Origin of the sequence: Aureispira anguillae, assembly GCF_026000115.1 — a bacterium.
In the GTDB taxonomy this organism is placed as follows: domain Bacteria; phylum Bacteroidota; class Bacteroidia; order Chitinophagales; family Saprospiraceae; genus Aureispira; species Aureispira anguillae.
Window position 1 is genome coordinate 5167384 of sequence record NZ_AP026867.1, and the last position, 19344, is coordinate 5186727.

Consider the following 19344-nt stretch of genomic DNA (forward strand, 5'->3'; position numbering starts at 1 on the left):
CAATTTAACAATTGCAAAAAAGTTAAAATACCGATAAAGTTTATTGCTGCTCTCCCTTTCTAAAAATTTATATTTTTCTTTTGACGATTCCATTCAAAAAAAAAGAGCCTTCTAAATCAATTAGAAAGCTCTCAAAAAAGTTAAGTTGGGGAGTTTGCCCATTTACTGCACAACAATTTTTCCTGTATTCAGTAGTTTCCCATCTCCTTTAAGTTGATAAAAATAAACCCCTGTTGGTAGATTTCCCTTGGATAGTTGAACTTGATTATTAAATTTTCTTTGATTTACCGTCATATTGCGCCCTGCTAGATCAAAAACTTCCAATGTTAGTTGTTGGTATTCTTTCCCTTTTACCTTTAGTGTTGTGAATTCAGAAAAAGGATTTGGAAAAACGCTGACCTCTACTTCGGCTTCATAGATATTATCGACAGAAACGACAATAGAAGTAACAAAATTTTCACCAATGGTATGGAAGGTCGTATTGGTGTATATAGGTGGATTATAATCAAAATAAATAGCCGCTTGATTTTCTATAATAGCTCCCAATGGGTTATTGTTTTTTTGCTCAATTCTATAACGGAAAAAACCGTGCGACAAGGGTTCATTGGCATTGCTATCTACCAGTAAAATATTTGGAAAGCTCACCTTCAACACATTTCCATCCTCTATTGCCCAATTGTAGGCGTGACTACTTGCTCCCATCTGCAAACTGCCAATATCTACTAAGTTAGATAAGGTATCCAATATAACAATATTAAAAGCGGTATCTGTGCCTGTATTTTGGAAACGTATTTTATAATCTATTGCTATATTTTGCTCGATATAGTGATCCGTTCCGTACCCTTCTGGTTGGGCTGCCTTGTCATTTGGGTCATAAGAGGCAATATTCTCTTGGCAATCTATCGCCTTAAAAGGCGAGCTGCTCCCATTTGAAAACTGCGTAACAAAACCTGTATTAAAACTACCATCTGCAAAGGGATTACAACCTTCTACTACCGTAGAAAAAATAGCATCTCCTAGGATCGGAGGATAGCCTGCTAATTGATTCACTTCTATTCTATAAGTACTTCCTTCTACGGCCACTTGCGAGATAATAGTTGATTGCCCTGCCCCCAACTGTACGGTACCAACCCGCATAGCAATATCATCCTGAATAATTGTATAATCCTGCGGTTGCGCCATCGCCGCTCCTTGATTGTGTATCTCAAAAAAAACGGTATCATTTTGACAACTGGATACTCCCCCCAAACGAGGGCCAGACCAAATAGGAGTGCAAACGCTATCGGGATAAATATGAACTCTAGTACAGTGGGTTTGTTCAAATTGGGCAGCAGTATCTACGACAACCTGCATGGTAAAATCTCCACATTGCCCTACTCCCACGGTTCCTAAATCGAAGGTATAGACTGTTCCTACTTGGCTAAAAATAGGAAGGCTTGTATTGGTAACATTCAAATCCGCATCAACATCTACCTCTACATAAGCATTCTGAGCATCAATAGACCCATTGTTACAATAAGAAACGGTATAAGCGCTCCCCCCTCCTGTCATTCTCAAAAAAGGGGCTGAAATATCAACTTCTAACATTGGGCAAGCGACCAGTTCTTGTAAGGTCCAATCCAATGTTTGAAGCTGGTAATTGGTATCTATGGTTACGGTTTGACTCAGCGGGCAAGCCTGCCAATAAGGACCACTAGGAATCAAGGTTACCAAATAAGTTCCAGTATCTAGATAAGCAAGGTAATTGCCTAAATTATCATAACTTAACGTATATACCTCTGTGGTATCCGATAGTCTCTCAAATTTTAAGTACTGTAAAGCCAGTCCTTGTTCTAATGAATCTGCTATACAATTGAAGTTATCATCTATTGCCACTCTCCCCTCTACTGCTAGCGGAAAACAATCTTCTGAATACCTAGCAGAAGGATCTTTCCCGCCCCAAAAGCCATTGGCAACTGCCAAATCCCAGACACAAATTCTAAGATAATGTAGGTTTCCTGTGCAATTAAAATTAAGCAAGGCGGTATTATTGCTAATATCAAGTAGTCCCAAATTATTATCGTGACAATAAAGCATTGTCAAAGCAGTATTGTTGGTCACCTCTAAAACGGCTAGGTCATTAGCACTACAATCCAATTTATCCAATAAGGTATTATTAGAAAGATCTATTGTGCTAAGGTGATTGTTTGTACAATACAAACGTTTCAAAGCGTTGTGGTTGGTCAGATCAAGCTCCCTCAAATTGTTATTATTACAATGCAAACGCTCCAAAGCGAGGTTATTGGAAATATCTATGCTATCAAAATCATTCCCTGAACAATCCAAACGAAGCAAGCCTGTATTCAGGGACAAATCCAATTCCTTTAAGTTATTATTAGCACAAAACAAATAGGCTAAGTTCAGATTACCCGAAACATCAATGCTATCCAAATCGTTATTTTGACAATACAAATCCACCAAATCTACAAAAGTACCAATCCCTGTTAGATCCGTTATTTTCGGAGTACCTGTTGTATTATTTAACTGCAAAGTTGTAATTCCTGAGGCATCGCTCTTTAGGATTTGACCATTCACCAATCCATCGGAATCAATCCCTAATTGTATGAGCCTTTGTTCAAAAACGGTATCAGGTATGGCTGCAGTTTGTGCCTTTGTATGGTTTACAAATAGTATAAGACAAGCAATAAAAAATAGTCCTGTTTTCATAAAAAGTATTGTCATTTGCAATAGAGTGTAATAATTGACACAATTATATTCTAAAATGCGATAATTTTCAACGACAAAAAATAAAGTTTATCAGAAAATTATGTATTTATACTATCTTTGTTTTATGTATAGAAGCAAATTAATAGATCTACTTCAAATCTTAGATCGGCAAGAAAAAGAGGCATTCAAAAAATGGATCAACTCTCCCATCCACAATCAGCACCAAAAAAGCAAAGAACTTTTGTTACTACTGCTTTCTAAACGTTCTTTAACTCCAAGAACAACCCATAGAAAAAAGGTATATGCACAGCTTTACCCCAATGAAATATATCAGGATGCAAAACTCAAACACATCATGAGTTACTGTGTGCAATTGTTAGAAAATTTTATCGAGTTTTTAATGCAAAAAAAATCAACTTTTTCGAACAAAAAGATGTTGATTGAATTTCTGGAAAAACGAAAATTAAACAAATATGCCAAGCAAAATATTCTAAAACTTCAACAGGCACAACAAAATCAATTGGTACAAGATAGTAACTATCACTATCATCAATTCCAATTAGAAAAGATAATTTTTGAACATCAAAATACGGCCAGCCGAACTCGAAAAACAAATCTACAACCATTATTAGATCATCATTATCTGGCTTTTGTATTAGAAACACTAAATTATGCCTGTGAAACCATTATGCACCAACGCCTATACAAATCTGTTTATGAAGTTCCTTTACTAACTGCGGTATTAGGCGAAATAGAAAGTGGGCGATTTGATACAATTCCTGCCGTACAGCTCTATTTTTATAGCTATATGTCTTTACAACACCCTAATAAAGAAAATTATTTTCAGGTACTACAACGCTTATTGATAAAACACCATGATGCCTTATCGCCAAAGGAACTCAAAAGTATTTATTTGATTGCCATTAATTATTGCGTAAGACAATTAAACAATGGTGTAGAAAAATACGTTCGCTCTGTTTTCGAACTCTATCAATACGGCTTAGAACATGCTATTTTGATAGAAAATAATCAATTGAGTCAATTTACCCATAAAAACATCATCACAGCGGCCATCCGACTCAAAGAATACGATTGGGCTCGTCAATTTATAACCGACTATACCCCTTTGTTAGAACCCACTTATCAAGAAAATTATGCCTATTATGCCAACGCAAAACTACTCTTTGCTCAACACCAATACGATGCTTGTATGCAATTGCTTGTTCAGGTAGAATTTGATGATTTATTCCTTAATATGAGTGCAAAAGTAATGTTGCTCAAGATTTATTATGAACGCCAATATATAGATGCACTCATGGCATTATTAATGAGCTTCAAACGTTTTCTGCAACGAAAATCTATTGTTGCCTATCATCGAGAGATTTACAAAAACATGATTTATCTGACCGAAAAAATGCTGGCGATTCCTCCTAATGATGCAACCAAACGAGAAGAGTTAAGGCAAGAAATAGAACAAACGAATCCGCTTACTGAAAAACCGTGGTTGTTGGCTCAATTGAAACAGTTATAACAAAGCGCTCTTTGGCAAAAAAGGCTTAGCATTACGAATGTTTTGGACATTTTTATTCATCTTGTGTCTAATAATATGCTGAAACATCCATGCTTTTATTCTTCCTAATTTTTGCTGGTGTTGGGCATAAAATTCGTCAGGGTTGTCAAATAAACCAAAATCTTGGTTGATTCCTTTCTCCTGAATATAGGTATGATTTAAATTCCAATCAATGGCTGGATTTTGAAAATTATCGGTATAAGCACCATAACCACAAAAAGTCGTTTTACAAGCACTATTCTGTGTTTGGAGGGCAGTAAGATAAGGCTTATCCAAAATGACTCCTTCCAAAAAATACCAATTCCCATCCACATAAACTTCGACCCAACTGTGAAGAATATTTTTAGGCGCCAATAGATACCATATTCCAGTAATTGCCCCTTTTTGCAAGGCCTTGTCAATCGTAAAACCATGAATTCTATTTGGAACGCCTACTGCTCTTAACAAAGCCATTAGTAAACTTGATTTAGTGTTGCATTGACCATAACCATCTGCTAAAACTTGAGTAGCTGAAATGCTATCACTACGATTGTATCCAAATAAGATTTCGTCTCGCACATAGTTATAAATTGCCTTTACTTTGGCGACAGTATCTAGTTTCCTCCAATTTTTTTGATGGATTAGGTTTTGAATAAGAGGATTTGAAAAGTTAAGAATTTGGGTTTCTGCTAGATAATTTTCGCTCTCATTTTCAGGGCGATCTGTTTTGTTTTTAGTGGCTAACATTGTTCTTTTTTTAGGTAAACAATCAATTACCTTGCAAATATCCGAAGGATTAAAAGAACAAACATGTATAAACTGGCTATTCTTATTTGAGCAACTTAGGAGGCAAACCAAAATTTTGTTTAAAGACTTTGGAATAGTGGGCACTATCTGAAAAACCGAATTGATAAGCCGTTTCGGTAATGGTATGATGTTGAAGAAAGGGAAACGAATGCTGTATTTTTATCCATAACTGCGCCCTTCTATACGTTATGCCTAATTCCTGCTTAAATAAATGCAAAAAACGACTGGGCGATAGATGGCAAACTTTGGCAATTTCAACCAAAGGAACCACACGATCCCGCTGCTCAGCCAAGTACAACAAGGCCTTTAGGATCCGTTTATCTTTAAAATGACGTTCGTCTTCGCAGGTACAACTTAGCGCCACCAATTGCGCTTCAACGTTGACTAAAAATGCTTGAAAAGTATCTTCATGCTGAGCTAAACGCTTTAAGGCTGCTTTTAGTGGTAAAACAAAATCATGTTGCACCTCTTCTATAGGATTGGTATTGAGTTGAGATAAAAAATGACCTATTGAACCAATAGGATTAAACAGCAGCAACAAATGTTTTTTCTCGCAGGCTAAACGATGTTTTACATTGCTTTTAATCAAAACCGCTTCAAATTCACGCTCTTTATCATTGCTTGTACCAACTCGAATAGGCGCATCACAAGAAATACTCAATTGAATCGCATAATGTCTATGCTCCACATTAGCCCTAAATGTTCCCCAAAACAATCCCCAATCTTGCCCTATATATAATTCATGTTGACCTACTTTTTCCATGTCAACCGCCCCTTAATCCTTCAAAAAGTTCTTGAACCAAAGCCCCGAATCTTTAATGGTACGTTTTTGCGTTTTCCAATCCACATGTACCAATCCAAATCGAGGATCAAAGCCCTCAGCCCATTCAAAATTGTCCATAATTGTCCACGCAAAATAACCACGAATATCTACCCCTTCTCGCTTTGCTTTCAACACTTGTTTCATGTAGCTTTGATAAAAATCAATGCGCCGTTGGTCATGCACCTTCCCATCTTCAAGCTTATCAGGCATAGCACAGCCATTTTCTGTAATCATGATTGGAGGCAGATTTTCATAAGCCGCATACTGTTTGATGATATTATACATTCCTTCGGGGCAAACCTCCCACCCCATTTCGGTAATCATTTCAGGGGGAATGCCTCTATTTTTAGGTTTTTGTTCAAAGGCCCAGACACAAGGCAACAAAGCATGTCTAGCAACAAATTGTGTATAATTCTGCAAGCCAACAAAATCAAAATCAAATTTTAATTTTTCAAGATCTCCAGCTTGGACATAACGATGAATTTTATCTAGAAAAGGAAAACGCTCTGTTGGATAGCCCATTCCCAAATGAGGTTCAATACAAAGACGATTTAGAATAATGTCCATTCGGTGTGCTGCTTCTAAATGTCGTTTCTTTTGGTTTTTGGGACGCACATAAGCACAAGACAACGCTGCGCCAACTTGCCCATCGGGCACATTTTCTTTCATAATTCGCCCAGCAGAAGCTTGGCACATCAAGGCATGATGTATTGCCTTTAGGAATTTTTGAGGCGCAAAATAACCAGGGGCGTGATACATTGCTAAATAGCCCCCCAAAGTAAAACCAATTGGTTCGTTTTGAGCAAACCATGTTTTTACCTTATCCCCATATTCGGTCGTAACTTTGTGTGTATATTCGTCAAACCAATTAATCATATCTCGGTTTGCCCAGCCTCCCTTATCTTCTAGTGCTTGAGGCAAGTCAAAATGATACATCAAAGCCCAAGGCTCTATCCCTAATTCTAAACAACGATCAATCACCCGATGATAAAAATCAATGCCCTTTTGATTTACTCTCCCAATTCCTTCTGGAAAAATTCTAGACCAAGAAAAAGAAAATCGAAACACCTCAAAATTGAGTTCTTTTATTAAGGCAATATCTTCTTTGTAATTGTGATAAAAATCATAGGAAACATCTGAGTTATGCCTATTTTTTATTTTATGGGGCTTATTATGCGTAAAGGTATCCCAAATAGAGGGACCTTTGCCATCTTCATTCCATGCACCTTCTATTTGATAAGCAGAAGCCGCTATTCCCCATTTAAAATCAGGTCCAAAATCTGCCTTTGTAAAATCAGGTGTATTCATAGCCAATACGTCTAAAGGATTAGCGACCAAGGCAGCACCTAAGGCGCTAGAGGATAATTTTATAAAATTTCTACGATTCATAAATATAGGATTTACTGGATGATAAACAACCCCATTGCAAAGCCAAATATCAAGCCATATCAAATTATTTTGCCAAAAACTCCTTAAACCAAAGCCCCGAATCTTTTATTGTTCTTTTTTGTGTTTGATAATCAACATGCACCAAACCAAATCGAGGGGCATAGCCCTCTGCCCACTCAAAATTATCCATAAACGTCCAAGCAAAATAACCTCTAATGTCAATACCTTCCTGTTTTGCTTTTAATACATTTTGCAGATAATTTTGATAAAATTCTACCCGTTGGACATCGTGTACTCGGTTTCCTTCTACAGTATCTTTGAATGCTGCACCGTTTTCAGTAATAATGATTGGCGGAAGTTTTTTGTATGCTGAAAACTGCTTTAGAATTTTATAAATGCCCTCAGGATACACCTCCCACCCCATTTCGGTTATTTGGTTAGCAGGCACTTTTCGCTTTTCAGCCTTTTCTTCCAACAACCAAACATAAGGCAAGATGTATTTTTTGACCACCATTTGGGTGTAATTCTGTAAACCAATAAAGTCAAAATCAAACTGTACCAAATCCATATCCCCTTCTTTGATGTACTTTTGAATGCCTTTGATAAACTGAAAGCCATCTGTTGGGTAGCCCATGCCTAACAAAGGTTCTATAAACAAACGATTGAGTAATATATTGGCTCGATGGGCTGCTTTTTCATGTGCTTTTTTATTGCCTTTGGCTCGAACAGGAGAACAAGAAAGTGTTGTACCAATATTAGCATCGGGGACATTTTTGCGAATAATTCGCCCTCCTTCTGCCTGTACAATAGTGGTGTGATGCACTGCTTTTAAAAATTTTTGAGGGGCAATGTACCCAGGAGCATGCACCCCTGCAAAGTAACCAACCGCCGTAAAAGCCATTGGCTCATTTAGTACCATCCAATTTTTGACTTTAGCACCATATTCTTTGGTTATAAAATCTGCAAATTCACTGAACCATTGGATAATCTCCCGATTTGCCCAGCCGCCCTTATCCTCCAATGCTTGGGGCAAATCCCAGTGGTAAATCGTAATCCAAGGTTCGATTCCTAATTCCAAACAACGATCAATTACTCGATGATAAAAATCAACTCCTTTTTGATTGGGCGTACCAGTCCCTTTTGGAAAAATTCGTGTCCAAGCAATAGAAAACCGAAATACGTCAAAATTCATTGTTTTGATAAGTGGAATATCCTCCTGATAACGATGATAAAAATCACAACTTACATCACCATTTTCCTTTCCTTTTATTTTGTGCGGCTTATGGTGCGTCATATGATCCCAAACAGAAGGACCTTTGCCATCTTCATCCCAGGCTCCTTCTATCTGATAAGCAGCAGTTGCTACCCCCCACTTAAAATCGGGTCCAAAATCTGCTTTGGTAAAATTAGGTTCCTTCATTCCCAATATTTCTAAAGGGTTTAAGAACAGAGAAGCTCCCAAGGTTGTTGTTGAAAACTGAATAAATTTTCTGCGATTCATTATAGTAAGTCTAAATTTTCCATAGAAGTTGTTTAAAAATGGAGTTTTGTTGATAATGAGTACTAATTTTTAGATAAACAAGGCATGAGCATAGCGAACTGCGCAGGCTTATAGCTAGAGCTATAATCGTTAAGCATATTTTCTTCATAGCAGCGCTATGGAGCAAATTTTTAACGCAGAGTAGCTAGAAATTAGCTTTCATTAGTGATTTAAGGCTATTCTTAAACAACTTCATATTATTAGTACTCCTAATAATATGGAATTAATACGGAATTGAATAATCTCTGTGGTAATAAATACCGTTTTCAAAGCTTGATTTATTGTCAATTGAAGAAGCTCCCCCTCTCGAACAAAAAAACCTTTTCTATCAAATAGATAGAAAAGGTTTTCATTTTTTCAGCAACACAAATTGCTTAAGCGGAAGTAGTAAAGATAAATTTAGAATCTCTAATTTTTTTATAAACTTCATTCACCTTGTCCAACTCTTTGACCTTATCCTTTGTAATAAATAATTTTTTGACTTGATAAGTAGATTGTATGCGGATCATATTGGGCTTCATTTGTGTAACCTTCATCTCATAAGAAGCATACTCATTGTCTATTTTTTGTGTCAATTCTTCTGCATTCTCTAAGCTGACATCTTGATCAAATACCAAGAAATATTCTTCTTTATCGGTTCCTAAATAAGGCACGTGATAATCTAAGGTTCTCTTTTCAGCATTGACCACATTGCGAATGGCATGTCCCAAAAATTCATCGGCATCGACGCTATATTTTTGTCCCTCTTGCTTGATTAAATTATCAATCGCAACATCATAACTAAACTTAAACATAAATTTAGCCAATGGAGAAGTTTCAAATTTATCTACTTTAGCATTACTTACAGTAGCTTTAATCTTGTCATAGGCACGGAAATTATAATCAAAAGATCGTTGAAGTGTTTTTTGTAAAGTATCTGCTTTATGACCATTTACGATTCCACCTCTACTGCCTCTAGCATAAAGCCCAGAGTAGGTATTGGATACTTTTTGTGTAATATTGTTCTTGCTAAGATTAACTTGAACCTGAGCACGAGTAGAACGTTTGTTGGTCTTAAGATCTGTCAAAGGAGCATCACCAAAGTTAATTTTTTGCAACTTAGCTTCTCGATCTGTTATATCTCTCATATAACAGTCTGTATTGTAATAACTCCAAGGCAACTCATTTAAACCACCCATTCCATTGATGGATAAAAAGCTATCTCCATTCTTAAAAATAAAGAAATATTCACTGATTTGAGCTCTAGAAACAAACTTTAAGTCCAAAGGACCGCTAAAGCGATTTTTTCCAATTGCTACATAATAAGGAATTTCAAAACGCTCGAAGAAATCTCGGTAAATTCTATTCAAGTTACGACGATCGGTTCTTCCATTTAACAAGAAGTATTCGATCCCCTCGCTTTTTTCAAAATCTTCTAACTCTTCATTAATTATCTTTACCTTTTTGGTAATATGTTCATTGAGTAAATATACTTTTTCGACCGCTTGTAGTTCTTCTACTTTTTTGCCAAACATCTTAGCCCCATCGGCAAACATTTGCTCATAAAAATCTTCTAATTTTTTCTTTTTTCGAACACGAACTTTTAAGAAATCCTCAGAGTATTGTAAAATTTGATCGGCATAATTTACTACTTTAAAAGACAATTGATCTTGGCGAAAAGCGTCAAAATTTAATTCATAAATAAAGCACTCCAAATCATTTTGAAAGATGGTTCCGCTCGAATTTGCTTCTGGCATAGCCTTTAGGTTCTTCATTTCCCAACTGTAAACTCGATTGGTGGATGTTGTTCGAACATTAGGGCTTGGCATTCCATTGTAAATACTCCCCTTTAGTTGTACCTTTAAAGGAACTGAAATGGTATAAGAAGCAGATAATGTTGGATATTGACCATACAAGTTGACCGTTCGTCCTCCATCTGGGTATTTGTATTCAATTACGGTTACCGTTTCTAGCTCATCTCCCACCTCTAAATCAGAGATTTCATAAATAAACAAGTCGTCTTTGCTATCATACAAATCATCTTCTTGGGTCAATTTAGCTTGCGACAAATCTCTAACATGGTAATCTTTAACTTCTCCACTGGCTTTACGAATACGCAAATCAACTGATTTGTACTGAACATAATCCGCAATAATTCCTTTAAATCGTTGAAGAATAATTCGATTATAATCCTCTAAAGCCTCCTCTTTTTGGATTTTCACATGCACTTGCGTTCTAAACGTTGTCAATTGCTCAATGTAAGGAAACGTCCCCGAAAAAGCGCCTCTACTATAGGTTTCATTACGAATGACTACAGCATCAGCATCGGCATACTCAGCAGGAATTTCTGGCGTGGGTGCCATCTCGTTTTTCCATTGATAATCACCAAAACTTTGAGCAGTTACTTGCCAATACGACACGCTCCATAACAGAGCAATTAAGAAACAATTTTTTTTCATAGTGAATTTTAATTTAAAGTCATGTTTATCATTACTCCATGAAAAAGCACGAAGTAACAGCATAGCGAATCAATCCATAGAATAGTTGTTGATCGTTCGCCTAAGATAATTCTTTCGTAGCGTAAAAATACGTTGGAGCAACGTTTATTATACCTAAATAAAGTTAATTAACGTTAAAATTGAAACGCAAACATTTTGAATAACAATAGCTTATTTAATGGCATCTTATCCCCAATTTATACCTTCAAAATAAACATTTAAAAACAAAAAAGATTCCACAAATCTAAATTAACATTAATTAATTCGACAAAAATAAATAGTTCTACGATAAAACAAAGAACCTATTTTTGGATATAATACATAAATTGTATCTTTACCCATACAAATTTTAATGGAGAAGTATCATTTTGTTGATTTTACTAAATTAGTACACATTGTGTTGTGTAGAGTTTTTTATTTTCTCTCCTCAATAACCTACTAATCAATCAATAACAATAAAATTAACAACTGGGTAGACAAATTCAAGATATAGCAATGGCAAAACGTAAAAACAAAGGATTGGGAATTAGTGCTCTATTGGGCAATATTGATGCGGATATAGAGTCATCCAAAAAGAAACAGGAAGTTGTTAACGATTTATCCAATACAGTTGCTTTTATTCCATTGACTAGTATTGAAGTAAACCCTTTTCAACCAAGGGTTGATTTTGAGCCTACGGCTCTTAAAGAATTGTCCGACTCTATTGCTGTTCATGGACTTATCCAACCCATCACAGTACGTCATCTTGGCAACGATAAATTTCAATTGATCTCAGGAGAACGTCGTTTGCGTGCTTCTAAAATGGCTCAATTGACGGAAATTCCTGCTTTTGTTAGGCTTGCGAACGATCAAGAAATGATTGAAATGGCCTTAATTGAAAATATTCAACGCCAACAACTCAATCCGATAGAAGTCGCCATCACTTATGGTCGTTTAATGAAAGAGTGTAAGTTGACGCATAAACAACTTGCTGAACGTGTTGGAAAAGGACGTACGACCGTTACTAACTTTACCCGTTTGCTCACGTTGCCTGAAACCATTCAAAAAGGGCTTAAAGAAAATCAAATTTCTATGGGTCATGCCAAAGCTTTGTTGGGAACGGATGACTACGCCTTTCAAATTGCTACTTTTAAAAGCATTATAGACAAACAGCTTTCGGTTCGTCAGACCGAAGATTTAGTCAAGCTGCATAAAAATGGTGCTACTCCTTCAAAAGCAAAAAGCAACAAATCTCTGCCTCCTGCTTATCAGAAAGTTCAATCCGATCTTGCTTCTAAATTAAGTGCCAAAGTAAATCTAAAAACGGATTCAAAAGGAAAGGGACAAATTGTTATTAATTTCTTGAATACTGAAGATCTCAATAGAATTTTGGGATTGATTGAAGATTAAGCCAGTTGCCTATTCCAAAGACTTCGCTTATTCCAATAGAGAAGAAAAAATAAATTGAAATAAAATAACGTTATAAAAGCAGTATGAATTGATCATGCTGCTTTTATTTTTTCAGTTTCTTATTGTTATGCTAAGATTATCAACAACCTTTTGTTTGTTTCACTCCGTCATTTTTTTCTTCTTTTTTAGTACCGTAAGTGCTCAAAACCAACTAAACGTACAACTCCAAAAAGGAATTACTGCTTTTAAAAAAGGGAATTTCCCTAAAGCAGAACGAATCTTTGACAAATTGATTGCCTCAGAATCCAGCTATGCTGAAGCCTATCTCTGGAAGGGCAAATGCCTACAAGAATTTGAAGAATACCAAGCCGCTTATGAGGCATTTTTCACTGCTTGCAATTTAGCGCCAGATCATGCCCCTTATTGGCTCGAATTGGGCAACTTCAAATACACCTTAGGCATTACAAGCATCCGAAAACCAGAGGCTTGTGGCGAATGCGGCAAATTTTTATTGCCAGACACAGAATCAACCTTAAATCCAACGGTCTACTACAAAAGCGCCTTAAAAGATTATCAAAAGGCACTGCAATTGGATCCTCAATATGCCGAAGCCCACTATCAACTAGGAATGGTTTACAAAGTATTGGGAGATTTGAACAATGCTTGTTTACAAGTTCAAAAGGCACAAGCATTAAAACACCCCAAAGCAAAACAATACTCTGCTGAAATTTGCCCATAATCCCCTTCCTTTTCCAAATTATTTGCCGATATTCGTAACGATTATTATAGAATAGAAAATATAATGGTTCTTTGTCTACTCGTATGACGAACGCTAACGGAGTGTACGCTTTTTACTATTCTGTTAGAAAAAGAGTGATAACAAAACACGGGGGAGCAAAGAACAAGCACAATTAAAAACACAATGGAAAAGGCACCCGTAATTATTGTTGGAGCAGGTTTAGCAGGTTCTCTAATGGCTATTTATTTAGCCAAAAAAGGTTTATTGGTAGAAATTTTTGAAAGTCGTCCAGATATGCGTGCTACAGAAATTAGTGCAGGGCGTTCTATTAATTTGGCTCTATCGGATAGAGGTATCTTAGCCTTAGAAGAAGTTGGCGTTATTGACAAAGTAATGGCAGAAGCTGTAAAAATGCCTGGACGTATGCTTCATGCTAAAGATGGAGCATTAAAATTTGCCCCTTATGGCAAGGATAGTTCACAATATATTAATTCTATTTCTAGAGGAGGTCTGAATCAGCTCTTAATGACAGAGGCAGAATCTTATCAGAATGTCTCCATCCATTTCAATCAAAAATGTGTTGATGTTAATTTTGAAACTAGCAGCATTATTGTTGAAGATTACGAAACCCAACAACAACGAACCGTACAAGGCTGCACCATCATTGGTGGAGATGGTGCCAATTCTGCTGTCCGAAATGCCATGGAAAACCAGATGGATGGCTATCAATCTAGTGTGGATTGGTTAGAACATGGCTACAAAGAGTTGTCTATTCCCCCTATGGAAAATGCAACTTTTGCCTTAGAGAAAAATGCCTTGCATATATGGCCAAGAGGCAATTATATGTTAATTGCATTGCCCAATGCAGATGGTAGCTTTACCTGTACTTTATTTTTTCCTCATACGGGACCTGTTAGTTTTGAAAGTTTGGATACCCCTCAAAAAGTCCAAGCGTTTTTTGAAGAACAATTTGGCGATGCCGTTCCTTACTTGGTCAACCTTCAAGAAGAATTTGCCAACAACCCTGTAGGAAAACTAGGTACTCTAAAATGCTATCCTTGGATTCACAGCGAAAAAGCAGTTCTGATTGGAGATGCAGCTCATGCAGTTGTTCCTTTTTATGGGCAGGGTATGAATGCTTCTTTTGAAGATTGTAGAATATTAAATGCCTGTATTGATGAGCATGGTGTAGGCAACTGGTCTGCGGCCTACAATGCTTACCAACAATTACGCAAAGTTAACGGGGATGCTATTGGAGATTTAGCCGTAGAAAATTTCTACGAAATGAGAGACCACGTTGCTAATCCTATTTTTAGAAAGAAACGCACCTTGGAGCATTTATTAGAGAATACTTATGAGGATTACCACTCTAAATATTCCTTGGTAACCTTCCAACCTCAAATTCCTTATTCTATAGCCAAAAACTTAGGCAATCAACAAGATGCCTTATTAATGAAACTTTGTAAGGAGGTAACACAAATAGAGGATTTAGATTTAGCAACTGTTTACGCACAGCTAAAAGCACTAAAAGATGAACTACCGCTTCAAAAAAAATTTATGAAAGCAGCCATTGATGAAGCCAAAAAAGGGCGTGATGCAGGGGGCATTCCTATTGGTTCTGTTTTAGTTAAAAATGGGGAAATCATTGGTGCTGGGCACAACCAAAGAGTACAGCAAAACGACCCGATGGCACATGCTGAAATCGATTGTCTAAAACAAGCTGGTCGGGTTGGTTCTTACCATGATATGGTCTTGTATTCTACACTAATGCCTTGTTATTTATGTGCTGGTGCGGTTGTTCAATTTGGCATCAAAAAAGTCATTGTAGGTGAAAATACAACCTTCTCTGGCGCAGAACAATTTATGAAAGAGCATGGTGTAGAAGTTATTAACCTAAACAACCAAGAATGTATTGATTTAATGACTACTTTTATTCATCAACATCCCAAGCTTTGGAATGAAGATATAGGAGAGTAATTAGCATTTAACACTGACCGTCAATAAATTATATTGCCAATATGTTTTTTTTATAAGCATATTGGCTTTCTTTTTTAAGAAAAAAATCGTACCTTAAATAAACTTAAACTTTTTAACACAAATGGTAACAAATAGCAATTTTTTATCATAAATACATATGGTAGTGTTACTTTACACATTTTAATAAAGTCCCTTTTATTGCTTTGTGTACATTACCTATAACCTTTAGTAAATCAAATAAAAACACAGCCTAAAATTTTAGGAAAAAATAGAAAAGATGAATTTTTTAAGAATGATCCCCCTAGTGTTCTTTATCTTCTTCGTTTCGAAGGCTAGTGGTCAAGCAAGCAATAAAATCCCTCAGATTTCTACTTTACCCAAGGGGATTGTAAAGGTTCGGGTGAATGCCCCTAGTAATCGAGTCCAAATCTTTAAGACTAAAGGTACACGCATTTCGATTGAAACCTCTATTCGAATTAATGCAGGTAGTCTCCCCTTGTTAGATTATCTAGCCAAAAATGGTCGTTACGAGCTAAATTCAACCGTAGACCTTCAAACCAATACCCTTACCCTCACTCCCAAAAAAAATCAAAAAACACTGTTAGTAAAAGGAGAAGAGTGTCAAGAAGTGATTACGTACAAAATCCATATTCCTGAATCGGTAAAGTTTGTAGAAACATTAAACATTGCGGAAGAAAATTTTGTAGTACATCAATAAACAATTCGTTATAATGTTTCGTTCTTTGACAACTCTTGTAGAATAGAAAATTATTTTGCCTGCTTATTACTACTTTTGTTATAAATTATAGGTCGTAAGTCGTCTGCTTAGTTCCTGTAAATACAGGACTTACGACTTACTTTACTATATATAACTTTCTTCTAAAAAAATAGTAGCAGCGAAGCTAAAATAGTTGAAAGCTTACCCTTTTTTAGCATTTACCACACGATTTACTTAGCTGTGCTGCTAGGTTAGCTTGTTATCACTCGTGAGCCAGCAAGCTGGGTTCTCCGTGGTCGTGATAGAGTTGTCAAAGAGCGTAATGTTTAATAATTTTCTAAAAAAAACAACAATAATTTGCATTTATAAAAAAAGCATCGTACATTTGTACTCACAAAACGCAGAGTGGAGCAGCGGTAGCTCGGCGGGCTCATAACCCGTAGGTCGTAGGTTCGAGTCCTACCTCTGCAACTATTAAGCTTCAAAACAGTAATTGTTTTGAAGCTTTTTTCTTTTTTTAAGAATTTTTTATTTTTTAAGTGCAATAATTTGCATTATAAAAAAAAGCATCGTACATTTGTATTCACAAAACGCAGAGTGGAGCAGCGGTAGCTCGGCGGGCTCATAACCCGTAGGTCGTAGGTTCGAGTCCTACCTCTGCAACTATTAAGCTTCAAAACAGTAATTGTTTTGAAGCTTTTTTCTTTTATAGCGATTCGTTCTAGTGAGAATCACCTCCAAAATGCTTTTCCTCTAGTATATCAGCTACTTCTGCAACCTCCCAAAGGATATATAAAAATTGCTCTTTAGAAAGATGTTCATGGACTGGACTAGCTTGAACAACAACTGTTTCACAAGGATTCCCTTCTTTGTCTTTATCCGATACAATTGTTACCGTAGTATAGATTCCATAGCCCGATTCTCGTATTAATTGGTATAAATTAACATTGGGGGTATAAGCTCCTGCCCTACTTGTAAAATAAACACAATCCTTTCCTTTTCCCCTATTAGGAGAAATCCAAATCCACACAAATTGATAGCGAAAACTGCCATCTTTTAGCTTCATGGCAATATCAATGCTAAATTTGCCGCCATCTAATTCTCTTAGTTTATAGTTCTTATGCTCTGCATATTCTGTCAATACTTCTTTTAGGTTAATCATAGAGCAATTTTTTATGGTTCTTTGACAACTCTTCTGTTGGTATAGTAGACATTCCTTCTTCGTTCCTCTTGGAAATTTACCATACTTAAGTTTAATGAAGTTCCAATTACTTTCAGTAACGTTGTGAATAGAGTTATCAAATAGCCTTTTATTAAAAAATAATGGTTCTTTGACAAATTATGTGGAGTCGTAAACACCTTGCCTGCTTATTACTACTTTTGTTATAAGTTATAGGTCGTAAGTCGTATGTCCTGTATTTACAGGAAATAAGCATACGACTTACGACCTATAACTTTCTTCTAAACCACATAAACGTAGTGCACGAGCAGTTTGGTATGGTGTAGCAACGGGGATACCTAGCAGCGAAGCTAAAAAGTAATTAAAAGCTTACCCTTTTTTAGTGTTTACCACACGATTTGTCAAAGAACCAAAAATAATTTGGTACTGTATCCAACCTAATATACAATTATTCGAATAACTGGGCAAATAAAAACTTAATCTACTCGCAAAATTTTATGCCCAATTGAACAGCTAAAACATCGCTTATGCTCACAATAATTATTTTTTAGCTGTAACAATCCCTGCGTTTCATAAGCGGATTGGGCGACAAATCCCAAACGTTCCCAGTTTGCAATAATTGAGTTTTGCTCTGGTTGGATTGCTTGCAACAATTCAAGCGCTCGTTCTTTATATTGGACGAGTCCTTTCTTTTCACCAAAAAGAAACAAAAACGGAACAACCGTATTAATGAGAATCAAATCCACTGTTTTGCTTCCTAAAGACTTCTTTCGTTTTGATGAAGATTCTCCCAACTTATAATGAGCACTCCAATACCCCTTTAATTCTATGGCAAACATTTTTCGCAGTTTTGCAACGTTAGTTTCTTCCAAAATTTTGGAAAACAAATGCCTAGATTGATGCACTAGAACGGCGAACTGTGCCAATCGGATAGTCGGAAAATTAGCAGGTCTCATACGCCCAAATTTCCAACTAGAAGCCTTTAAGGGAATTAATTGATATTTGTGTGCTAAGAATTGATATTCTTTACAAATCATTTTTAAATAAGTATCCTCTTTATCAATAGACGTTAAATCTGCTAAAAATCCAGCTTGTCCCAACAAAAGTGCTTCTAGCTGTAGTAAGTTATCTTTGTGTTTAGAAAGAATCAATAACGGCAATGACTTTGCTAATGCTTCAAAGGGGGCTATATTCTGTTTGACACCAAAACTGCTGGCTAAAAAATGATAAAAGCTCACTTCCCAATTATTCTGATTTAGTACCAAATCCTGTTCGATTTCTTTTGTTTTAAGCTCTAAACGTTCAAGCACCAAACGATTCAACCATAGCTGTTCCATTCTTTTTGAAGTACATACGATTTGCGCTTCGCAGGCAATCCAATTTTTGCTATTCAATAGCAGCCAATAACGCCGTATATATTGGGGATTAATTCTAGTTTTTAATTCTAATGTTGGAATGGCTTCACCTGAAGATCTATAAATCACTTGATCGTGTTCATAAACGACATGCAAAATAGTATTGTTATACGCTGCGTCATGCTGATGCCCATGTTTTAACCAATCGGAAGATTTTTTATGCAGTTCGACACTTCCTGCCCATAAAGTATCCTCAATACGAATACGAGCATTACTAAAATCAGGTCCTGCATGGTGATTGTGTACCCCAACATTTAGCAAACGTATTGCTTTATTATCGCTTGTTTTTAAATCCTTAAAATTAAATAATTTTAACTTCCAAATATAATGTAAAAAGGTCTCTGGGAATGAGGTGAGATTGGGCATACTAATTCGTTTTTGTGACTTTTTATGATTCGAATTAGCTCAAACGGGAAAGTGATTTAGAATGTTTCAAAAAATAAAAACAAAGCCCTATGATAAGTAAATGAGCCTTAACTATTAAGACCAAGTTAGAACCTTTTTTTGAAGGATTACTGAAATTGTTTAAGCCGCCTCCTGGATGTCCCTAATTATATGGAATAAAAGTTGAACTTTTATTCAACATTACTCCGTTAATTCAAAACACAAAACTAGAGCTTTCCAAAACGAACCTT

At 36.1% G+C, this 19344-nt stretch carries 13 protein-coding genes and 2 tRNA genes; 7 read left to right on the forward strand and 8 right to left on the reverse strand.

Annotated features, from left to right (window positions below; translation table 11 throughout):
* Positions 1 to 162 precede the first annotated feature (162 nt).
* Positions 163 to 2706 carry a DUF7619 domain-containing protein gene (locus AsAng_RS20210; protein ID WP_264788917.1) on the reverse strand — a complete coding sequence of 848 codons (2544 nt, stop codon included), beginning with the start codon at positions 2704 to 2706 and terminating at the stop codon, positions 163 to 165.
* Between the two features lie 124 nt (positions 2707 to 2830).
* Here AsAng_RS20210 and AsAng_RS20215 point away from each other — a divergent pair, with 124 nt between their 5' ends.
* On the forward strand, positions 2831 to 4237 hold the full coding sequence (locus AsAng_RS20215) for a hypothetical protein (protein ID WP_264788918.1): 1407 nt from the start codon (positions 2831 to 2833) through the stop codon (positions 4235 to 4237).
* On the opposite strand, the gene AsAng_RS20220 is transcribed toward AsAng_RS20215, so the two are convergent.
* From AsAng_RS20220 to AsAng_RS20240, 5 genes are all read right to left on the reverse strand, one after another.
* Positions 4232 to 5002, reverse strand: coding sequence for a transglutaminase-like domain-containing protein (locus tag AsAng_RS20220; protein WP_264788919.1), 771 nt, complete (start codon positions 5000 to 5002; stop codon positions 4232 to 4234). The two genes, AsAng_RS20215 and AsAng_RS20220, sit on opposite strands and share 6 nt — an antisense overlap.
* An 82-nt stretch (positions 5003 to 5084) precedes the next feature.
* Positions 5085 to 5825 carry a helix-turn-helix transcriptional regulator gene (locus tag AsAng_RS20225; protein ID WP_264788920.1) on the reverse strand — a complete coding sequence of 247 codons (741 nt, stop codon included), beginning with the start codon at positions 5823 to 5825 and terminating at the stop codon, positions 5085 to 5087.
* Between the two features lie 12 nt (positions 5826 to 5837).
* Positions 5838 to 7274 (reverse strand): GH1 family beta-glucosidase, encoded by a 1437-nt coding sequence (locus tag AsAng_RS20230; protein ID WP_264788921.1) that lies wholly within the window; start codon positions 7272 to 7274, stop codon positions 5838 to 5840.
* 64 nt (positions 7275 to 7338) lie between these two features.
* The gene (locus AsAng_RS20235) at positions 7339 to 8775 is read right to left on the reverse strand and encodes a GH1 family beta-glucosidase (RefSeq protein WP_264788922.1); all 1437 of its coding nucleotides are present in this window, start codon (positions 8773 to 8775) and stop codon (positions 7339 to 7341) included.
* A 413-nt stretch (positions 8776 to 9188) separates the two neighbouring features.
* Positions 9189 to 11252, reverse strand: a complete 2064-nt coding sequence (locus tag AsAng_RS20240) for a DUF3857 domain-containing protein (RefSeq protein ID WP_264788924.1) — start codon at positions 11250 to 11252, stop codon at positions 9189 to 9191.
* Positions 11253 to 11786: 534 nt separating this feature from the next.
* Here AsAng_RS20240 and AsAng_RS20245 point away from each other — a divergent pair.
* The 6 genes from AsAng_RS20245 to AsAng_RS20270 all read left to right on the forward strand — a co-directional run bounded on the left by AsAng_RS20245 (position 11787) and on the right by AsAng_RS20270 (position 16777).
* Positions 11787 to 12680, forward strand: a complete 894-nt coding sequence (locus AsAng_RS20245) for a ParB/RepB/Spo0J family partition protein (protein WP_264788925.1) — start codon at positions 11787 to 11789, stop codon at positions 12678 to 12680.
* A 127-nt stretch (positions 12681 to 12807) separates the two neighbouring features.
* Positions 12808 to 13419 carry a tetratricopeptide repeat protein gene (locus AsAng_RS20250; RefSeq protein ID WP_264788926.1) on the forward strand — a complete coding sequence of 204 codons (612 nt, stop codon included), beginning with the start codon at positions 12808 to 12810 and terminating at the stop codon, positions 13417 to 13419.
* Between the two features lie 183 nt (positions 13420 to 13602).
* Positions 13603 to 15396 (forward strand): deaminase, encoded by a 1794-nt coding sequence (locus tag AsAng_RS20255; protein WP_264788927.1) that lies wholly within the window; start codon positions 13603 to 13605, stop codon positions 15394 to 15396.
* A 277-nt stretch (positions 15397 to 15673) separates the two neighbouring features.
* Complete coding sequence (locus AsAng_RS20260; RefSeq protein ID WP_264788928.1) at positions 15674 to 16114, forward strand: hypothetical protein; 441 nt, start codon at positions 15674 to 15676, stop codon at positions 16112 to 16114.
* A 399-nt stretch (positions 16115 to 16513) separates the two neighbouring features.
* Positions 16514 to 16585, forward strand: a tRNA-Met gene (locus tag AsAng_RS20265).
* Between the two features lie 120 nt (positions 16586 to 16705).
* Positions 16706 to 16777: transfer RNA gene (locus tag AsAng_RS20270), tRNA-Met, on the forward strand.
* Positions 16778 to 16835: 58 nt separating this feature from the next.
* Here AsAng_RS20270 and AsAng_RS20275 read toward each other — a convergent pair.
* Both AsAng_RS20275 and AsAng_RS20280 read right to left on the reverse strand, forming a co-directional pair.
* Positions 16836 to 17276, reverse strand: coding sequence for a hypothetical protein (locus tag AsAng_RS20275; protein ID WP_264788929.1), 441 nt, complete (start codon positions 17274 to 17276; stop codon positions 16836 to 16838).
* Between the two features lie 494 nt (positions 17277 to 17770).
* Positions 17771 to 19075 (reverse strand): DUF2851 family protein, encoded by a 1305-nt coding sequence (locus tag AsAng_RS20280; protein ID WP_264788930.1) that lies wholly within the window; start codon positions 19073 to 19075, stop codon positions 17771 to 17773.
* Positions 19076 to 19344 lie beyond the last annotated feature (269 nt).

What these genes read in the sequence shown, in the direction of transcription:
- AsAng_RS20210 (WP_264788917.1), bottom strand. Translation starts at nt 2,706, where the DNA reads ATGAAAACAGGACTATTTTTTATTGCTTGTCTTATACTATTTGTAAAC.
- AsAng_RS20215 (WP_264788918.1), top strand. Translation starts at nt 2,831, where the DNA reads ATGTATAGAAGCAAATTAATAGATCTACTTCAAATCTTAGATCGGCAA.
- AsAng_RS20220 (WP_264788919.1), bottom strand. Translation starts at nt 5,002, where the DNA reads ATGTTAGCCACTAAAAACAAAACAGATCGCCCTGAAAATGAGAGCGAA.
- AsAng_RS20225 (WP_264788920.1), bottom strand. Translation starts at nt 5,825, where the DNA reads ATGGAAAAAGTAGGTCAACATGAATTATATATAGGGCAAGATTGGGGA.
- AsAng_RS20230 (WP_264788921.1), bottom strand. Translation starts at nt 7,274, where the DNA reads ATGAATCGTAGAAATTTTATAAAATTATCCTCTAGCGCCTTAGGTGCT.
- AsAng_RS20235 (WP_264788922.1), bottom strand. Translation starts at nt 8,775, where the DNA reads ATGAATCGCAGAAAATTTATTCAGTTTTCAACAACAACCTTGGGAGCT.
- AsAng_RS20240 (WP_264788924.1), bottom strand. Translation starts at nt 11,252, where the DNA reads ATGAAAAAAAATTGTTTCTTAATTGCTCTGTTATGGAGCGTGTCGTAT.
- AsAng_RS20245 (WP_264788925.1), top strand. Translation starts at nt 11,787, where the DNA reads ATGGCAAAACGTAAAAACAAAGGATTGGGAATTAGTGCTCTATTGGGC.
- AsAng_RS20250 (WP_264788926.1), top strand. Translation starts at nt 12,808, where the DNA reads ATGCTAAGATTATCAACAACCTTTTGTTTGTTTCACTCCGTCATTTTT.
- AsAng_RS20255 (WP_264788927.1), top strand. Translation starts at nt 13,603, where the DNA reads ATGGAAAAGGCACCCGTAATTATTGTTGGAGCAGGTTTAGCAGGTTCT.
- AsAng_RS20260 (WP_264788928.1), top strand. Translation starts at nt 15,674, where the DNA reads ATGAATTTTTTAAGAATGATCCCCCTAGTGTTCTTTATCTTCTTCGTT.
- AsAng_RS20275 (WP_264788929.1), bottom strand. Translation starts at nt 17,276, where the DNA reads ATGATTAACCTAAAAGAAGTATTGACAGAATATGCAGAGCATAAGAAC.
- AsAng_RS20280 (WP_264788930.1), bottom strand. Translation starts at nt 19,075, where the DNA reads ATGCCCAATCTCACCTCATTCCCAGAGACCTTTTTACATTATATTTGG.